Genomic DNA, 17,291 nt, shown 5'->3' on the forward strand with positions numbered 1-17,291 from the left:
CCCAGCAGGGCAACACGGAATGGCCGGCCGAGCAGGGCTGGGGTGCGGCCCCGCCCGCGCCTTATGGCGCTCAGCCCGGCGGCTTCGAAGGCGGCCAGCCTTCCGGCGCTCAGCCCGGCACTCCCTACGGCGCTCAGCCGGGCCCGTCCTACGGCGCTCAGCCGGGCACTTCCTACGGGGCTCAGCCGGGCGGCTTCGACGGCGGCCAGGCGGGTGCGTCCTATGGCGCTCAGCCCGGTGGCTTCGACGGCGGTCAGGCGGGTGCGTCCTATGGCGCTCAGCCGGGCGGCTTCGACGGCAACCAGCAGGGCGCGCCTTACGGCGCCCAGCTTGGAGCGCCCTACGGCGCCCCGCAGCCTGACGGCTACCCCGGCTTCCCGGCCCCCGGCGCATCCCCCTACCCGCCGCCCGGCAGCGGCGGCACCAGCGGTTTCGCCATCGCCTCCCTGATCTTCGGCATCCTCGGCGGCATCCTGCTCAGCGTCATCTTCGGCATCGTCGCGCTCGTGCAGATCCGTAAGCGCGGGCAGACGGGCCGGGGTATGGCCATCGCCGGCCTCACCCTCTCCGGCTGCTGGGTGCTGCTGATCATCATCGGCGTGACGGCCGCCATCATCAGCGACTCCGGCAACTCGTCGAGCAGCACCGCCGGTGGCGCCAACAGCGGGTCCGTCTCGGTCACCCAGCTGAAGCCGGGTGACTGCATCAACGGCATCCAGACCGTCGGCAGCGTCGAGGACCTTCCCGTCATCTCCTGCGCCCTGCCGCACGAGGGTGAGGTCTACGCCAACTTCAACCTGCCGGCCGGCCCGTGGCCGGGTGACGCCGAGGTGCAGAAGCAGGCCGAGAAGCTCTGCGAGGCCGAGCTCAAGGCGTACGCGGCCAGCCCGGCCAAGACCGTCGAGGTGCTCTACCTGCACCCGTTGCAGGAGTCCTGGTCCCGGGACCGGGGCGTGACCTGCGTGGCCACCGACGAACGCGGCACGACCACCGGCTCGGTGCGCGACTGATTCCTTCAGTCCACGAGGGCGCCGCCGGACAGGTTGGCCACTGTTCCGGTGATGACCGCGGCGCGGTCCGAGGCCGGGAACGCGGTTGTTTCCGCGATCTGGGCGAGGGTGGGCAGTCGTTTCAGCAGGGTGCTCTGCGCCCGCCCTTCTTCCAAGAAGGTCTGGACCGACTGCCCGTTCGCCGCCGCGGACCGGGTGAAGAGGTCCGCGGTGCAGGAGCCGGCCGCCGGTGCGTCGATTTCGGCGGCCAGCACGGGGTCGAGTTTTGCCTGGGGCGCTGCCCACCGTCTGCCGTCTGGAGTTCTACGGCCGGGTCCGGACGGTTCGTTCGGTCGCCGGACGCGTCGAGGTGCGGGCCCGGTTCAGGACGAGGGGAACAGCAGTTCGCCCATGTCCTGGTCGTTGAGCGGCTCGGCGAAGTAGTAGCCCTGCCCCAGTTCGCAGTTGCCGTCGGTCAGCTCGCTCAGCTGCCCCGCGTCCTCGATGCCCTCCGCGATCGTGGACAGGTGCAGCGCCTGGCCCAGCTGGATGATGCCCAGCGTCAGCGCCGCCGCGGCCGGTACGTCACCGACGTCGTCGACGAACGACTTGTCGATCTTGATGATGTCGATCGGGAACCGGCGCAGGTACGCCAGGCTCGAATACCCGGTGCCGAAGTCGTCGATGGCCAGCCGTACCCCCAGGCTCTTGATCTGCTCGAGCTGGCGCAGGGTCGACGGGCGGTGGTCGACCAGCAGTGACTCGGTCAGTTCGATCACCAGGCTGGTGGCCGGCAGGCCGCTGTTGCTCAGCGCCGACGCCACCACCTCCGGCAGGTCCGCCTGCTCCAGCTGGACCGCCGACATGTTGACGCTGACACTCAGCGGGCGCTTGCCCTCACGACGCTCGTTCCACCGGGCCGCCTGCCGGCACGCTTCGCGCAGCACCCATTCGCCGATCGGGACGATCATCCCGGTCTCCTCGGCGAGCGGGATGAAGTCCAGCGGCGGGATGATCCCGCGCTCCGGGTGCTGCCAGCGGACCAGCGCCTCCAGGCCGGTGATCTCCCCGGTCTTCAGGTGCACGATCGGCTGGTAGCGCAGCTCGAACTCGTGCCGCACCACGGCCCGGCGCAGGTCCGCCTCCATCTGCAGGCCGGCTTGGAACACCGCCTGCATGGCCGGCTCGAAGATCTCGTAGCGGTCCTTGCCCTGCTTCTTGGCCTGGTACATGGCCAGGTCCGCGCTGACCATCAGCTCCTGGCCGTCGTGCCCGCCGGCCACGCTGTACGCCACGCCGACGCTGCAGCTGACGAAGGTCTCCTTGCCGTTGAGCTCGAACGGCTCACGCATGGCTTCGAGGATGCGCCGGGCCACCGGTACGGCCTCGTCCAGGCCATGCACCAGCGGCAGCAGCACCGCGAACTCGTCGCCGCCGAGGCGGGCCGCCATGTCGGCCGAGCGCAGGCACTTCTTGATCCGTTCGGCGGCCAGGACCAGGAGTTGGTCGCCGGCCGCGTGCCCGAGCGAGTCGTTGACGACCTTGAAGCGGTCCAGGTCGACGAAGAGCATGGCGACGCCGGCGTTCTCCTGCTCGGCCGTGGCGAACGCGCGGTCCATCCGGGCCTGGAACAGAGCCCGGCTGGCCAGTCCGGTCAGCGAGTCGTGGAACGCCTCGTTCATCGCCTCGAGGGTGCGGGCGTCGGTCAGCGCCAGGCTGACGTGCTCGGCGAACGCACGCAGTATTTCCTGCGCGGGCTTGTCCCATTCCCGGGGGCCGGTGTACGTGCCGACGGTCAGGCAGCCGACCACCGCGCCGTTCTCGTGCACGGGGATGGCCATCACGGCCTTGAGGCTGGAGCGCACCACCTCGGGGATGGCGATCGGTGAGTTGGCGTAGTCCTCCACCATGATCAGCTCGTCGCCCAGCACGGCCAGGCCGGCGACGCCCGCCGACGGCAGCGGGATGCGCTTCATCTTGGCCAGCACTTCGGGGGCGAAGCCGATGCTGGAGACCATCGAGCCGACCGACGGATCGTCCTTCTCCAGCAGGTTGAGCGAGGCCATCTCCAGGTCGAGCAGCTCGGCGGCGCCCGCGGTGATCGCGTCCAGGATCTGCTGCAGCGGGGCCCGGCGGGCGATCAGCCGCTGGATCCGGGTCAGGTGCTCGAACAGGCGCTGGCGTTCCTGCAGCGAGTCGGCCAGCCGGCCGTTCTCGCGGGCCTGCCGGCGTTCCGACTCGATGACGTGCAGGGCCTGCAGGCTCAGCTCGAGGACCAGGGCCATGCCGCGGAGCAGGCAGACGTCCTCGTCGGTGAAGTCCGGGCCGGTGCGGCCGACGACCAGTGCGCCGGGCGCCTGGCCGCCCAGGGCCGCGCCGGTGACCGCGTACGCGGTGCCGCCGAGACTCAGTACGCTGCGGCGTCCGGCGGCCACCTCGGTGAGCACGGCCGGCCGCACCTGGTCGGCCGGTACGCCGATGGTGGCGGCCACGCGTCCCTCGATGACCAGCACAGCAACCTCGGCGTCGAGGGCGCGCACCGCGCATTCGACGGCCGCGTACTGCGCCGCCGGTCCGTCCGGCCGGTCAGCGACCACGGAGAGGAACTCCGTCAGCTGCTGAGTTGCAAGCATGCCCATGACCCAGTCTGTCGGTTCGCCGGACGTGGAGCTGAGGTCTTCAGCGTGACCGTTTTCGGCCGCGCGCGTTGCCGTTCCCACACAGCGGCCTTGATAAAGCTCCGGTAACAACCCGTCGGCGGGCTTCGCGGGGCCCGTACGCCCGCTCGGGCCCGCTCCGGTCTACCGAGTTCACACCACCGGGCAGCGACCGGGCAGAATTTTCGATCATTCGGGCATGACCTTCGTCCGCTTTCGCCGGTGAATGGGATGATATCCACCGGGTAGCCGCAGTACCGAAGCGGGCAGAGACACACCGAATCAGCCTGGTCTGTGATGGGGGCCACACGTTTCCCCGGTGTTACAAATGGTCCACGGCAGCCGCGGATGAGCGAATGCCTGGGTGGGCGGCCGGAGGTGGGAATGTGAACGCGGAAGAAAGACAGCATCAGATCGTCGCCCTGGCCCGCCGGCAGGGTGAGGTGGACGTCGCCAAACTGGCTGCCGAACTGACAGTTTCCGCCGAGACCATTCGGCGCGATCTGCGCCTGCTCGAAAAGCACGGACTGCTGCGGCGTACGCACGGTGGTGCGTATCCGGTGGAGACCGCGAAATTCGAGACCGACCTGGCCATGCGCACCACCCGGGGCGTGCCCGAGAAGCGGCGGATCGCCGCCGCGGCGGTCGGCCTTCTCGGAGACGCGGAGACCATCTTCATCGACGAGGGGTTCACCCCGCAGCTCATCGCCGAGGCCCTGCCGACCGACCGGCCGCTCACCGTCGTCACCGCCTCGCTGAACACAGCGGCCTGGCTGTCCACCTCCAGCCCGGCGACCGTCCTGCTGCTCGGCGGCCGGGTCCGGGGCCGCACCCTGGCCACGGTCGACCACTGGGCCAGCGGCATGCTGGCCGGCTTCGTCATCGATCTCGCCTTCGTCGGCGCCAACGGCATCTCCCGCGAGGTGGGTCTCACCACCCCGGACCCGGCCGTCGCCGACGTCAAGGCGCACGCCGTCCGGGCCGCCCGCCGGCGGATATTCGCCGGCATTCACACAAAGTTCGGTGTGCGGACGTTCTGCCGCTTCGCCGAGATATCGGATTTCGAATCACTGGTCACGGACACCGGGCTGCCGGCGTCCGAGGCGCACCGCTATTCCCGGCTCGGGCCCCAGGTCATCCGGGTCTGACCGGAAAACATTTTTGCTCTTGACTGCCGGCCATTTTTCGATCGCCGGCACGGTTCGCGCATGTCTGCAAACGGAGGATCTGCTGTGCAGAAACCAGGTAAGAAGCTCTCTCTGCTGATCGCGGGGGCGACCGCGGGCGCCCTCGTGCTCTCCGGGTGTTCCGGCGCCGGCTCCACCGGCGGTGGCGACACCGCCGACAACACCATCACCGTGCTCATGGTCGGCAACCCGCAGATGGAGGACATCCAGAAGCTCACCGCCGACAACTTCACCAAGCAGTCCGGCGTCACGGTGAAGTTCACGATCCTTCCCGAGAACGAACTGCGCGACAAGGTCACCCAGGACGTCGCCAACCAGGGCGGGCAGTACGACGCCGTGACGGTCGGCGCGTACGAGGTGCCGATCTGGGCCAAGAACGGCTGGCTGCACGAGGTCTCCACGCAGGCGGCGGCCGACTCGGCGTACGACCAGGCCGACCTGATCAAGCCGATGGTGCAGTCGCTGACCGGCGACGACGGCAAGATGTACGCGGCGCCGTTCTACGGCGAGTCGTCGTTCCTCATGTACAACAAGGACATGTTCGAGGCCAAGGGCCTCAAGATGCCGGAGAAGCCGACCTGGGCGCAGGTCGCCGACTTCGCCGCCAAGCTGGACGACAAGGGCAAGGGCGTGGCCGGCATCTGCCTGCGCGGCCTGCCCGGCTGGGGCGAGATGTTCGCCCCGCTGACCACGGTCGTCAACACGTACGGCGGCACCTGGTTCGAGAAGGACTGGACGCCGAAGGTCAACGCCCCCGAGTTCAAGGAAGCCGCCAACTTCTACGTCAACCTGGTCAAGCAGCACGGCGAGGCCGGCGCACCGCAGGCCGGCTTCACCGAGTGCCTGAACACGTTCGGTCAGGGCAAGGCGGCCATGTGGTACGACGCCACGTCCGCGGCCGGCACGCTCGAGGACCCGAACTCGTCCAAGGTGGCCGGCAAGGTCGGTTACGCGTACGCCCCGGTCAACAAGACCGAGTACTCCGGCTGGCTGTGGACCTGGGCGTTCGCGATGCCCAAGACCACCAAGAAGGCCGACAACGCCTGGAAGTTCATCTCGTGGGCGACCAGCAAGGACTACGAGAAGCTGGTCGGCGAGAAGCTCGGCTGGTCGCGGGTGCCGTCCGGCAAGCGCACCTCGACGTACTCGATCCCGGAGTACAAGGAGTCGGCCAAGGCCTTCGCGGACATCACGCTCGGTTCGATCGAGAACGCCAACCCGACCAACCCGGGTCTGCAGCCCCGGCCCGCGCTGGGTGTGCAGTTCGTCGGCATCCCCGAGTTCGCGGACCTCGGCACCAAGCTCTCGCAGGAGCTCAGCGCCTCCCTGGCCGGGAGCAAGACGGTCGACGCGGCACTGAACGACGGACAGAAACTCGCCGAAGAAGTGGCGAAGAACTACAAGTAGTGCCCGCGGGGGTGCCGTCGTGACGGCACCCCCGCACCGACCGGAAGGTTAGCAATGACCGACGTCATCACCCGGGCGGACGCGCAGACCGAGGCCCCGCCGCCCGTCTCCCGCAAGGGGGGCGCCAAGGAGCGCTGGGTACGGCGGGCGCCCCTGCTGCCCGCACTGATCTTCGCCATCATCGTGACCCAGGTCCCGTTCCTGGTCACGATCTACTTCTCCACGCTCAGCTGGAACGCGCTGCGCCCGGGTTCGAAGAAGTTCGTCGGCATCGACAACTACGTCACCGTGCTCACCGACAACCGGCTGCGGTCCGCGCTGCTCAACACGGTGGTGCTGACCGCCGGTGCGGTGATCTTCTCGATGATCCTGGGCCTGGCCCTGGCCATCCTGCTCGACCGTAAGTTCTTCGGCCGGTCCATCGTGCGGACCATGCTGATCACGCCGTTCCTGATCATGCCGGTGGCGGCCGCGCTGCTGTGGAAGCACGGCATCTACAACCCGGACTACGGCCTGATCAACGGCATCTTCGGGGGCAGCACCGCCTGGGCGACGTCGTATCCCAAGACCGCCATCATCACCACGCTGGTGTGGCAGTGGACGCCCTTCATGATGCTGATCCTGCTGGCCGGCCTCCAGTCGCAGAGCAACGACGTGCTGGAGGCGGCCCGGATGGACGGCGCCAACGCCTGGCGCATCTTCACCCGGATGACCCTGCCGCACCTGCGCCAGTACCTGGAGCTGGGCGCGCTGCTGGGCTCGATCTACCTGGTGAACACGTTCGACGCGATCTACACGATCACCCAGGGCGGTCCCGGCACGGCGACCACCAACCTGCCGTACGAGATCTACCAGACCATCTTCAGCAAGTTCGAGTACGGCGAGGCCTCCGCGGCCGGCGTCGTCGTGGTCATCCTGACGATCATCGTGGCGACGTTCGCGCTGCGGGTCATCTCGGGTCTGTTCAAGGTGGAGGAGGGCCGATGAGCACCGCTACCGCCGGCGGGCGCCGGGTCCAGAACGCGGCCTGGGGCGTGGTGGCCTGGGTCGCCGGGATCATCTTCGTCTTCCCGGTCATCTGGATGCTGCTGACCAGCCTCAAGCAGTCCAAGGACGTCACCACCAACCCGCCCGTCTGGTTCTTCACGCCGACCTTCGAGCACTTCTCGAACGTCTTCGACAGCAACATCACGCCGTTTCTGCTGAACTCGCTGATGGCCAGCGTGTTCTCCACGCTGATCGTGGTGATGCTGGCGACCCCGGCGGCGTACGCGTTGTCCCTGCGCCCGGTGGCCAAGTGGAGCGACGCGTTGTTCTTCTTCATCTCCACCAAGATGATGCCGGTCGTCGCCGCCGTACTGCCGGTGTACCTGCTGACGGTGAAGATCGGCATGAAGGACAACATCTGGACGATGGTCATCCTCTACACCTCGATGAACCTGCCGCTGGCCATCTGGATGATGCGGTCGTTCCTGCTCGAGGTGCCGCGGGAGGTGCTGGAGGCCGGTGAGGTCGACGGCGCGGGCCTGATTACCTCGATCCGGCGGATCATCCTGCCGATGGTGTCGCCCGGCCTGGCCGCCACCGCGCTGATCTGCTTCATCTTCACCTGGAACGAGTTCTTCCTGGCGGTGAACCTGACCGACACGAACGCCAGCACGGCGCCGATCTTCCTGCTCGGCTTCATCTCCGGTCGCGGCCCGTTCCTGGCCGACCTGTCCGCCGCCGCCGTCCTGCTCTCGCTGCCGGTGCTGCTGGCCGGCTGGGTCGCGCAGAACAAGCTGGTCCGTGGACTCTCGATGGGAGCGGTCAAGTGAAGGCAGCCGTCGTCGTCACCCCCGGCACGATCGCGGTGCAGACCGTGCCGGATCCCACCCCGGGCCCGTACGACGTGGTGGTCCGGCCGGCCGCGGTCGGCATCTGCGGCACCGACCTGCACATCTTGGACGGCGAGTTCGCGCCGGCCTTCCCGATCGTGCCGGGTCACGAGTTCGCCGGCGAGATCGTGGAGCTCGGCGCGCAGGTCACCGGGTACGCGGTCGGCGACCAGGTCGCGGTCGACCCGTCGCTGTACTGCGGTTACTGCTACTACTGCAAGCGGGCGCGGGGCAACCAGTGCGAGAACTGGAACGCGATCGGGGTGACCCGCAGCGGTGGTGCGGCCGAGTTCGTGGCCGCCCCGATGGCCAACCTGTTCAAGCTGCCGGCGCACCTGGCCGCCCGGGACGCCGCGCTCATCGAGCCGCTGTCCTGCGCGGTCCGCGGCTTCGACGTGCTGCCCCGCCGGATGGCCGACACGTTCCTGATCTACGGCTCCGGCACGATGGGGCTGATGATGCTGGAGCTGGCCAAGCGGGCCGGTGCGGCCACGGTGTCCATGGTGGATCTCAATCCCGAGCGCCTGGAGACGGCCAAGCGGCTCGGCTGCAGCGCGGCCGTGACCAGCGCCGACGAGCTCGACGCGCCGCGCGGCTGGGACGTCGTGATCGACTGCACCGGCGCGGCGCCGGCGATCCGCGACGGGCTGGCCCGGGTCGGCCGGGGTGGCACGTTCCTGCAGTTCGGGGTGTCCGGCTACGACGCCCGGGTGGAGATCGAACCGTACGAGATCTACCGGCGCGAGATCACCATCACCGGCTCGATGGCGGTGCTGCACAGCTTCGACCGGGCCGGGGAGCTGATGGCGGCCGGCGTGCTGGCGCCGGAGATCTTCGTCAGTCACCGGTTCCCGCTGGACAGCTATGCGCAGGCGCTCGACCAGTTCCGGGCCGGGGTGGGACGGAAGATCCTCATCGAGCCCTGATGTGCCAATCTTGTCACTTTCGGTTAGTGCTTGATCACTAGTGGTTGTCAACGGCGGCCGGTGCGGGCCTGAATGAAGCGGTGCCCCCGCTTCGCCCACCGGCCGCCGTTGTGCTTGCCGTTGCCGTCACGGCGCCGCTCGCCGTGGACCTGACGGTCCACCCCTTGCTCCTTCCCGGGGTGGGACTGCTGCTGCTCGTCTTCGCCACCGGCTGGGTCGCGATGGTCCGGCGGATGCCGTTCCCGGGTCCGCTGTACGGCCTCATCGCCCGGGGTCTCGGCCGCCCGCTCGGCCTCGGCGCGGCCGGGCTGGCTCTGCTGTCGTACCAGGCCCTGCAGCTCACGCTCTACGCGGCGGTCGGTGCGGCAGCCGCGCCGCTGCTGGCGAGCTGGTTCGGGATCTCGGTGGCGTGGTGGGTCGTCGCCCTGTCGTGCTGGTTGGTCGTCGCGGTCTGCGGAGTGCTCCCGATCCGGCTCCTCGCGGCACAGACCTTCGCCGGCTTCGAGACCAATGCTGTCCACGTCGGACAGACCCGGCAGCCGCGCTGGGTGATGCCCGTCTGCGTCACGCTGCTCGCGCTGCTGTTCGCGGCGGCCAGCTGGGCGCTCGGCGGCACCGCACCGGAGAGAGCGGTGGCGCGGACATTCGCGCCCTGGGCGGTCACCCTGGGCCGGGCCGTACTGGTCGCCGGGCTGCTCGTGGGGATGATCGCGCTGCAGGAGCTGATCGCCCGCCACCTGATCGCGCTGGGCCGGGAGCGGGTGCTGCCCGCGGCGCTGGGCCGCCGGATCCCGGCGTCGGCGGTGCCGACGGTGGTGGCGGGGGCGGTGATCGGGGGATATGCGTACGCGGGATCCGCGATCGACCGGTGGCCGGAGCGCGCGGGCGTCGCGGGCATCCTGGTGCTGCTGGCGTTGACCGCACTGGCGGCGCTGCTGTTCCTCAACCGCAACCCGGACGGCGAGGGGCTCTGGCGCCGCTTGCTCGCCCCGGGGCTGGCCACGATTGGACTGGGCGTGCTCGGTGATCTCGCGGTGGCCGACCAGCCGACCCTCCAGCTTGTGGGTGGCGGCACGGTCCTGCTCGGCATCGGGTACGGCCTCGCGCTGCGCCGGACCGACCCGGTGCGTTACGCCGGCATCGGCCTGGGTGGCGCCGCCGTGGTGGTCACCCCGCCGCTGCCCGCCCTGCCCCGGCAGCGGACCCCGGGCGCCCACCGCCCGGAACGGGTGAACAGCGAGGAACTCACCGGCTGACGGACTGCGGATCCTCGTCGCCGAAGAACTCCCGGATCTGGGTGAGGGTCAGATAGCCCTGCGCGTCCACCTCGCCGGTCTCCTGCACCACGGCCCGGCAGGTGACCTCCAGCTCGCGGGCGTGCTCCGGCAGGTCGGGCAACGGCGGCACCGGCGGCAGCGCACCCAGGCCCATCGCCTCGCGGATCACCTCGAACATGCCGGTCACCTCGTGCACCGCCAGCGGGAACAGCTCCGCCGGACGCCGGCTGCCGGGCGCCGGGGCGGCACAGGTGAAGTTGGCCCGCAGCTTGCCGCTGACCTTGCAGATGTCGGCGCTGGGACGCAGGTGGTCGAGCGGGCCCTCGGCGACGATCCCGAGCTCGCACTCCGGTACGCCCGCCGCGTCCCACCAGCGTTGCCAGGCCGGGTCGCCGTCGAGAGTCATCACGACGTGCTGCAACGCGACCATGTACGCCTGTGGTGCCCGGCCGTCCACGGTGGTGGTCCCCATGAGGGGATGGAGCCAGTCCATCACCGCATCGTTACATTCCGGTCATAGTGCACGGTGCATTCTGGCCCCGCGCGTACGGGTGGCTCGTCAGGCCGTGGCGGCGTCCAGCAGAGCGGCCGCGACCGCGCGGGCCGCGGTGGCCGCCGCGGCCGAACGGTCCATCCGGGCGCCGACCGAGGTGCCGTCGTAGAGGACGACCAACTGCGCGGCCAGCGCCTCGGGGTCCCGTGCGCCGGCCTCACGGGCCAGGTCGGTGAACAGTCCGCGGGTCCAGGCGCGGTTCTCGTCGCACACCTGCTGGACCACGCCGTCCGGCGGCGACTCCGCGCTGGCGTTGTAGAAGGCGCACCCGCGGAACGACGGCGCGGCGGCCAGCTCGGCCAGGACGTCGAAGACCCCCAGCAGGCGGTCGCGTGGCGTGTCGAAACGTTCCAGCCCGGTCAGGATGCGTTCCCGCCGGCGCCGGTGCCGGCCCTCGAGGTACGCCCGGATCAGCCCGTCCTTGCTGCCGAACGCGCTGTACAGCGTGGCCTTGGCGACGCCGGCGTGCTCGATGACCCGGTCGATGCCGACCGTGTGCACGCCTTGGGCGTAAAAGAGCTCGTCGGCGGCGGCGAGCAGCCGGTCGCGGGCGGACGGCTTGGGGGCGACGGGGCTCGGGGGTGACGCAGCGGACATGCGATTGACGATAGCAGACAGATCTGTCTAGTGTCGGGGACGTCAGACAGACCTGTCTGTTCGGAAGGCGAGGAAGTGCCATGACCACCACCGCGAACCGCACGACCGCCCGTACCGGTGATCCGGCCGTCCGCCGCAAACGCCTGTCCCGTCCGGTGGCCTTCGCCGCGATCGCGGCGATCTTCGTGACGTTCACGGCCGCGTCCAGTGCGCCTTCGCCGCTCTACGTGGTCTATCAGCAGCTGTGGGGCTTCTCGGCGGTCACGCTGACCGTCGTCTTCGCCGTCTACGTCGTCGGCCTGATCGGCGCCCTGCTGGTGCTGGGTGCCCTGTCCGACCACGTCGGTCGCCGGCCGGTGCTCGCCGCCGCGATCGGCCTGGAGATCGTCGCCCTCGTTCTCTTCCTCGCCGCCGGTGACGTCCCGGTGCTGCTCGCCGCCCGCTTCCTGCAGGGCATCGCGACCGGCGCCGCCCTCACCACCCTCGGCGCCGCCCTGGTCGATCTCAATCCGCCGCACGCGCCCGGCCGGGCCGGGCTGGTCAACAGCGTGGTGCCGCCCGCCGGCCTGGCGATCGGCTCCCTCGGCACCGGCGCGCTGGTGCAGTTCGCTCCCGGCCCCACCCACTTCGTCTACGCCCTGCTGCTCGCCGGGATGGCCGTCGCCGCCCTGGTCGTGCTGGTGATGCCGGAGACCTCGGGCCGGCGTCCCGGTGGCGTGGCGTCCCTGATCCCCCGGCTCGGCGTGCCGGCCCGGCTGCGCGGCGCGGTGTTCGCTCTCGTGCCGATCATCGTGGCGAGCTGGGCCCTGGGTGGTCTCTACCTCTCGCTCGGCCCGTCCGTCGCGGTCGGCGTCTTCGGGCTGGCCAACCACCTGATCGGCGGCCTGGTCGTGACCCTGCTCTGCGGCACCGGCGCGGTGACCGCGTTCGCGCTGCGGACCTGGCCGACGCCGCGGGTGCTCACCATCGCCGGGGCGCTGCTCACCGTGGGCACCGCGGTGACCCTGGTCGGCGTGCAGACCGGCAACGTGGTGTTCGGCGCGGTCGGTACGGCGCTGGCCGGGATCGGCTTCGGCGCCTCCGCGCTGGCGAGCTTCGGCACCCTCGCGCTGCTGGCCGCTCCGCACGAGCGCGGCGAGCTGTTCGCGGTCGCGCTGACCATCGCGTACGTCGCCTTCAGCCTGCCGGCGGTGATCGCCGGGCTCGCCGCCACCTCCGCCGGCCTGCACCTGACCACGGTGGTCTACGGGCTGGTCGTGGTCGCGCTCGGGCTGGCCGCGCTGGCTGCTCAGCGGGTACGGCGGGCCTGATCGACCGGCTCTTTCGTGGTAACCCCCCGGCGTGGACGGCTGTTGAACAGTCGTTCGCGCCGGAGCATATGGGGCGAAACCACACGAAGGGCTGGGCATGACAAGACTTCTGGCGGCTGCCGCCACGTTCGCGCTGGCACTGGGCGGCGCGGCCGTCGCGTCCGGCGCGCACGCGGAGCCGCCGCGTGGCGCTCCCGGATACCCCACGATCACCTGGGGCGAGTGCGAGAACGCCGCCCTCAAGACGCGCAAGGCGCAGTGCGGCTTCCTGGCCGTCCCGCTGGACCACGCGGCGCCCGCCGGGCCGAAGATCCAGCTCGCCGTCTCCCGGATCAAGCACTCGGTCCCGGACCGCGACTACCAGGGCGTCATGCTGGTGAACCCCGGTGGTCCCGGCGGCTCCGGCCTGCCCCTGCCGGTGCTCGGTGACCTGGTCCCGGACAAGGCCGGCGCCGCGTACGACTGGATCGGCTTCGACCCGCGCGGCGTCGGGTCCAGCAAGCCGGCGCTGACCTGCGACTCCACGTACGCCGGCTACAACCGGCCGCCGTACGTGCCCAGCACCCGCGCGATCGAGAAGGCCTGGCTGGCCCGGGCCAAGGGCTACGCCGCGGCCTGTGCCAAGAACGGCGGCGCGCTGCTCGATCACCTGCGGACCACCGACACCGTGCGGGACCTGGAACGGCTGCGGATCGCGCTGGGCGTGGAGCAGATCAACTTCTACGGCTTCTCGTACGGGACCTACCTCGGCCAGGTGTACGCCACCCGCCACCCCGACCGGGTCCGCCGGATGGTGCTCGACGGCAACGTCGACCCCGGCCGGGTCTGGTACGACGCCAACCTCGACCAGGACCTCGCGTTCGACCGCAACATCAAGATCTACTTCCGCTGGCTGGCCGACCACGACGACGTCTACCACCTCGGCCGGAGCGCCGGGAAGGTCGAGAAGCTCTTCTACGCCGAGCAGGCCAAGCTGGCCCGCAAGCCGGCCGGTGGGGTCCTCGGCCCGGACGAGCTGACCGACGTCTTCCTCCAGGCCGGGTACTACGTCTTCGGCTGGGAGACGGTCGCGTCGGCGTTCGCGAGCTGGGTCAACGACGACGACCCGGCGGAGCTGCGCAAGCTCTACGACGACAACAACACCCAGGAGCCCGGCTCCGACAACGGCTACGCGATCTACCTCGGGGTCCAGTGCACCGACGCCCGGTGGCCGGCGTCCTGGCAGCGTTGGCAGACCGACAACTGGCGGGTGCACCGGCGCGCCCCCTTCGAGACCTGGGGCAACGCCTGGTACAACGCGCCCTGCCGGGACTGGGCCGGCGAGCCCGGCCAGCCGGTCGCGGTCGACGGGAGCAAGGCCCCGCCGCTCCTGCTGATCAGCGAGACCCTGGACGCGGCCACCCCGTTCTCGGGCAGCCTCGAGGTCCGCAAGCGCTTCCCGCGCTCGGCGCTGATCGAGGGCGTCGGCGGCACGACCCACGCGGGCTCACTCTTCGGCAACCGGTGCGTGGACCACGCGGTCGCCGACTACCTCGCGACGGGCGCCCTGCCCCGGCGGGTCAAGGCGGACCGGTCGGACAAGCAGTGCAAGCCCATCGCACCGCCGGACCCGACACCGGCCGCGACCACGACGAAGCGCGCGGAGAGCGCGGCCGTGCAGACCCGGCTGGAACTGCAGAAGCTCATCCGTTAGTCCTCCGGCACGACCTTGTGCCGCAGCTCGGCCGGGATCAGCTCCAGCAGCTGGTCCCGGCGCAACGGCAGGTCCAGCAGACTCAGCTTGACCTGGCTGCGGTTCTGGTGCCGGTCGGGGGACAGGCGGACCACCTCGGCGGCCTTCTCCCGCAGGCCGGCCGCCAGGACGTCACCGCCGGTGAGCTCGCCGGCCGCCGTACCGTCGACGTCCACCGCGACCGGCGCACTGTCGGCGGCCACGGTCAGCGCCACCCGGTCACCCGCGCCCAGCACCACCGACCGGCCGATGCCCGCCATCGGCGCGACCGGGGTGATCACGACGGCGGCGGCCGAGGGGGACAGCACCGGGCCGCCGGCCGCGTAGTTGTACGCCGTCGAGCCGTTCGGCGTCGAGATGACCACGCCGTCGCACCGGTAGTAGCCGTACTGCCGGCCGTTGACCGTCAGGTCCACCGAGACCGCGCCGGTGCGCCCGAGCCGGGCCAGCACCACGTCGTTGAAGCCGTAACGGGTGGTCAGGGCGACCGGGCCCGCGTCGGCCACCAGGCAGCCGTGCGACTCCACGGTGAAGTCCCCGCGGTGCAGTTGCTCCAGCGCCTCGCCCAGCGTCGCCGGCGTCACCTCGACCAGGAAACCCAGGTTGCCGTGGTTGACCCCGAGCACGGGCACCGGCCGGTCGACCACCAGCCGCATCGCGCCCAGCATCGTGCCGTCGCCGCCCAGCGCCACCAGGCCGCCGACCCGCTCGAGGAACTCCGGCTCCGGAACGGTCTCGACGTCCGCGGGCACCCGGCCCGCGTCGGCCGTACGGGCCAGCACCCGGCCCCGGTGGGTACGCGCCCAGGCCGCCAGCGTGGCCACCGAATCGGCGACCGGCTTGGTGGGGTGCAGGACCAGACCGACCGTGTCCACCGCTGTTTCCAGGCTCACAGGCCAACCCTAGTCAGATCCACTGCCCGGCCCGGTAAGCTTCGGGGCGCGAAGGGGAGTAGCTCCCAATGTCGTGGTCGACATACTGGCTCTGCGGTTCGAGAGCCCGGCCACACAGCCTTGGATCCACGGTTCAGGATCTCTGAGGCGAGCGAGACCTTCGACTTGGCCGCGTTTATTTATGCGGGCCGGGTCGAGGTCGCCCCCGCGCCCGAACCCCGGTCCGCTGCTCACCGGGAGTTCTCATGGACGGGTTCCTCGTCGCCACCGCGCTCAGCTTCGCGGTCATCTTCGTCGCCGAGCTGGGCGACAAATCGCAGCTGATGGCGCTCACGTTCGCCACCCGCTTCAAACCCGTGCCGGTGCTGATCGGCATCACCGTGGCCACCGCCGTGGTGCACGCCGTCTCCGTCGGCATCGGCTACGGCCTCGGCGCCGCGCTGCCGACCGGCTGGATCTCCCTGGTCGCGGGCATCGCCTTCCTCGCGTTCGGCGCGTGGACGCTGCGCGGCGACAAGCTCACCGACGAGGAGAAGACCAAGGCCGAGCGCTCGACCGGCTCGGCGATCCTGGCCGTCGGCGGCGCGTTCTTCCTGGCCGAGCTGGGCGACAAGACGATGCTCGCCACCATCACGCTGGCCACCCAGCACGGCTGGTTCGGCACCTGGCTCGGCTCCACGCTGGGCATGGTCGCCGCCGACGCGCTGGCCATCCTGGTCGGCCGGCTGCTCGGCCGGCACCTGCCGGAGAAGGTCATCAAGTACGGCGCCGCGGCGCTCTTCGCTATCTTCGGCATCTGGCTGCTCGTGGAAGCCCTCATCGAGCTCACCTAGCCTCAACCAGCAGGAGGAGACGCGGTGCTGCAGTACCGGGCCGAGTTCGACGCCACCGTCATGTTCAGCACCGGCGGCGGCCTGCACGCGCAGAGTTTCAAGGTCGACGTGCCGCATGCCGACGCCACCGAGGCGCAGATCGGCGCGCTGTTCGTGGCGGCGTGCCGGCTGCGTGACGTGGGACGGGTCGAGCTGCGCAACGTCCGGATCTTCGCCGAGCCGCACCTGGGCACCCCGGCCGGCCCGGCGGACCCGGCCCGGCGCTGGGTCGAGCTCAGCCACGTCATCGCCGAGGGCCTGGTGACCCTGCCCGGGCTGCCGGCCCCGGAGTTCACCCCGCACCTGACCCGCGAGGCCTCCCGCGACGTGTACGCGCCGGGCACCGAGTTCGCCATCGACCTGATCACCATGGTCGGCAACACGGGCACCTACCTGGACAGCCCGTTCCACCGCTACCCGGACGGTACCGACCTGGCCGGGTTGCCCCTGGAACGGTTGGCCGACCTGCCCGCGGTCGTCGTGCGCACCGCGGGCAGCGGAGTCCGCACGGTCGGCGTCGACGCGCTGGAGGGCCTCGAGGTCGCGGGCCGGGCGGTGCTGCTGCACACCGGCGGTGACGCCCACTGGGCCACCCCGGAGTACGTCGTCGACGCGCCCCACCTGGGCGAGGCCGGGGCGCAGTGGCTGGTCGACCACGGCGCGGCGCTGGTCGGCATCGACGCGGCGAACATCGACGCCATGACCGCGAGCGGCGAACGACCCGCGCACACGCTGCTGCTGGCCGCCGGCATCCCGATCGTCGAGCACCTCACCGGGCTCGGGGACCTGCCGCCGACCGGTGCCCGGTTCACGGCCGCACCGCCCCGGGTGTCCGCGTTCGGCACGTTCCCGGTGCGGGCGTACGCGTCGGTGCCGGCCATCGAGCCGCACGACCACCTCAGGTCCGGAGGGTGGCTGCCGACGTCAGGCGGGTGACCCCCGACCCGGACGCCCCGCTCGGCGCGCACGACGACGACACCGCCCCCGACGCCTGCTGCGCCGACCGCACCGCGG

At 70.6% G+C, this 17,291-nt stretch carries 16 protein-coding genes; 11 read left to right on the forward strand and 5 right to left on the reverse strand.

Annotated elements, in window-relative coordinates:
- Positions 1-1,010, forward strand: a 1,010-nt coding sequence (locus AB0C29_RS07830; RefSeq protein WP_360816753.1) for a DUF4190 domain-containing protein, incomplete at its 5' end; no start/stop codon positions are given.
- A gap of 5 nt (positions 1,011-1,015) precedes the next feature.
- Here AB0C29_RS07830 and AB0C29_RS07835 read toward each other — a convergent pair.
- Together AB0C29_RS07835 and AB0C29_RS07840 are read right to left on the reverse strand one after the other, a co-directional pair.
- The gene (locus tag AB0C29_RS07835; RefSeq protein WP_360816756.1) at positions 1,016-1,264 is read right to left on the reverse strand and encodes a hypothetical protein; all 249 of its coding nucleotides are present in this window, start codon (positions 1,262-1,264) and stop codon (positions 1,016-1,018) included.
- 108 nt (positions 1,265-1,372) lie between these two features.
- Positions 1,373-3,622 (reverse strand): EAL domain-containing protein, encoded by a 2,250-nt coding sequence (locus AB0C29_RS07840; protein WP_360816758.1) that lies wholly within the window; start codon positions 3,620-3,622, stop codon positions 1,373-1,375.
- Positions 3,623-4,032: 410 nt separating this feature from the next.
- On the opposite strand from AB0C29_RS07840, the gene AB0C29_RS07845 reads away from it, so the two are divergent.
- The 6 genes from AB0C29_RS07845 (at position 4,033) to AB0C29_RS07870 (ending at position 10,299) form a co-directional block, all read left to right on the forward strand.
- Positions 4,033-4,794: a DeoR/GlpR family DNA-binding transcription regulator gene (locus AB0C29_RS07845; protein WP_360551214.1), complete on the forward strand. Its 762-nt coding sequence runs from the start codon at positions 4,033-4,035 to the stop codon at positions 4,792-4,794.
- Positions 4,795-4,878: 84 nt separating this feature from the next.
- Positions 4,879-6,240 carry a sugar ABC transporter substrate-binding protein gene (locus AB0C29_RS07850; protein ID WP_360551216.1) on the forward strand — a complete coding sequence of 454 codons (1,362 nt, stop codon included), beginning with the start codon at positions 4,879-4,881 and terminating at the stop codon, positions 6,238-6,240.
- A gap of 54 nt (positions 6,241-6,294) precedes the next feature.
- Positions 6,295-7,227, forward strand: coding sequence for a sugar ABC transporter permease (locus AB0C29_RS07855; protein WP_360816761.1), 933 nt, complete (start codon positions 6,295-6,297; stop codon positions 7,225-7,227).
- Positions 7,224-8,057 (forward strand): carbohydrate ABC transporter permease, encoded by an 834-nt coding sequence (locus tag AB0C29_RS07860; RefSeq protein ID WP_360816764.1) that lies wholly within the window; start codon positions 7,224-7,226, stop codon positions 8,055-8,057. Before AB0C29_RS07855 ends, AB0C29_RS07860 begins: the two co-directional genes overlap by 4 nt.
- Entirely contained in the window at positions 8,054-9,043 is a 990-nt protein-coding gene (locus AB0C29_RS07865) for a zinc-dependent alcohol dehydrogenase family protein (RefSeq protein ID WP_360816767.1), read from the forward strand. The genes AB0C29_RS07860 and AB0C29_RS07865 overlap by 4 nt, the downstream gene beginning before the upstream one ends.
- Positions 9,044-9,207: 164 nt before the next feature.
- Positions 9,208-10,299 carry a hypothetical protein gene (locus tag AB0C29_RS07870; RefSeq protein WP_360816770.1) on the forward strand — a complete coding sequence of 364 codons (1,092 nt, stop codon included), beginning with the start codon at positions 9,208-9,210 and terminating at the stop codon, positions 10,297-10,299.
- Here AB0C29_RS07870 and AB0C29_RS07875 read toward each other — a convergent pair.
- Both AB0C29_RS07875 and AB0C29_RS07880 read right to left on the reverse strand, forming a co-directional pair.
- The gene (locus AB0C29_RS07875; protein ID WP_360816773.1) at positions 10,289-10,792 is read right to left on the reverse strand and encodes a hypothetical protein; all 504 of its coding nucleotides are present in this window, start codon (positions 10,790-10,792) and stop codon (positions 10,289-10,291) included. The two genes, AB0C29_RS07870 and AB0C29_RS07875, sit on opposite strands and share 11 nt — an antisense overlap.
- A gap of 87 nt (positions 10,793-10,879) precedes the next feature.
- Positions 10,880-11,470: a TetR/AcrR family transcriptional regulator gene (locus tag AB0C29_RS07880; protein ID WP_360816776.1), complete on the reverse strand. Its 591-nt coding sequence runs from the start codon at positions 11,468-11,470 to the stop codon at positions 10,880-10,882.
- Between the two features lie 80 nt (positions 11,471-11,550).
- On the opposite strand from AB0C29_RS07880, the gene AB0C29_RS07885 reads away from it, so the two are divergent.
- Positions 11,551-12,780 (forward strand): MFS transporter, encoded by a 1,230-nt coding sequence (locus AB0C29_RS07885; RefSeq protein ID WP_360816780.1) that lies wholly within the window; start codon positions 11,551-11,553, stop codon positions 12,778-12,780.
- Between the two features lie 97 nt (positions 12,781-12,877).
- Positions 12,878-14,473 (forward strand): alpha/beta hydrolase, encoded by a 1,596-nt coding sequence (locus AB0C29_RS07890; RefSeq protein WP_360816782.1) that lies wholly within the window; start codon positions 12,878-12,880, stop codon positions 14,471-14,473.
- On the opposite strand, the gene AB0C29_RS07895 is transcribed toward AB0C29_RS07890, so the two are convergent.
- Positions 14,470-15,387: an NAD(+)/NADH kinase gene (locus AB0C29_RS07895; protein WP_360816791.1), complete on the reverse strand. Its 918-nt coding sequence runs from the start codon at positions 15,385-15,387 to the stop codon at positions 14,470-14,472. The genes AB0C29_RS07890 and AB0C29_RS07895 overlap by 4 nt on opposite strands.
- A 263-nt stretch (positions 15,388-15,650) precedes the next feature.
- Here AB0C29_RS07895 and AB0C29_RS07900 point away from each other — a divergent pair, with 263 nt between their 5' ends.
- Positions 15,651-16,238 carry a TMEM165/GDT1 family protein gene (locus AB0C29_RS07900; protein WP_360816785.1) on the forward strand — a complete coding sequence of 196 codons (588 nt, stop codon included), beginning with the start codon at positions 15,651-15,653 and terminating at the stop codon, positions 16,236-16,238.
- Between the two features lie 24 nt (positions 16,239-16,262).
- Positions 16,263-17,213 carry a cyclase family protein gene (locus AB0C29_RS07905; RefSeq protein WP_360816788.1) on the forward strand — a complete coding sequence of 317 codons (951 nt, stop codon included), beginning with the start codon at positions 16,263-16,265 and terminating at the stop codon, positions 17,211-17,213.
- Positions 17,214-17,291: the final 78 nt, after the last annotated feature.

The organism is Actinoplanes sp. NPDC048791, assembly GCF_040650095.1.
Lineage (GTDB): Bacteria > Actinomycetota > Actinomycetes > Mycobacteriales > Micromonosporaceae > Actinoplanes.

Coding starts and splice junctions, on each gene's coding strand:
- AB0C29_RS07840 (WP_360816758.1), bottom strand. CDS start 3,622: ATGCTTGCAACTCAGCAGCTGACGGAGTTCCTCTCCGTGGTCGCTGAC.
- AB0C29_RS07855 (WP_360816761.1), top strand. CDS start 6,295: ATGACCGACGTCATCACCCGGGCGGACGCGCAGACCGAGGCCCCGCCG.
- AB0C29_RS07860 (WP_360816764.1), top strand. CDS start 7,224: ATGAGCACCGCTACCGCCGGCGGGCGCCGGGTCCAGAACGCGGCCTGG.
- AB0C29_RS07875 (WP_360816773.1), bottom strand. CDS start 10,792: ATGGGGACCACCACCGTGGACGGCCGGGCACCACAGGCGTACATGGTC.
- AB0C29_RS07880 (WP_360816776.1), bottom strand. CDS start 11,470: ATGTCCGCTGCGTCACCCCCGAGCCCCGTCGCCCCCAAGCCGTCCGCC.
- AB0C29_RS07885 (WP_360816780.1), top strand. CDS start 11,551: ATGACCACCACCGCGAACCGCACGACCGCCCGTACCGGTGATCCGGCC.
- AB0C29_RS07890 (WP_360816782.1), top strand. CDS start 12,878: ATGACAAGACTTCTGGCGGCTGCCGCCACGTTCGCGCTGGCACTGGGC.
- AB0C29_RS07900 (WP_360816785.1), top strand. CDS start 15,651: ATGGACGGGTTCCTCGTCGCCACCGCGCTCAGCTTCGCGGTCATCTTC.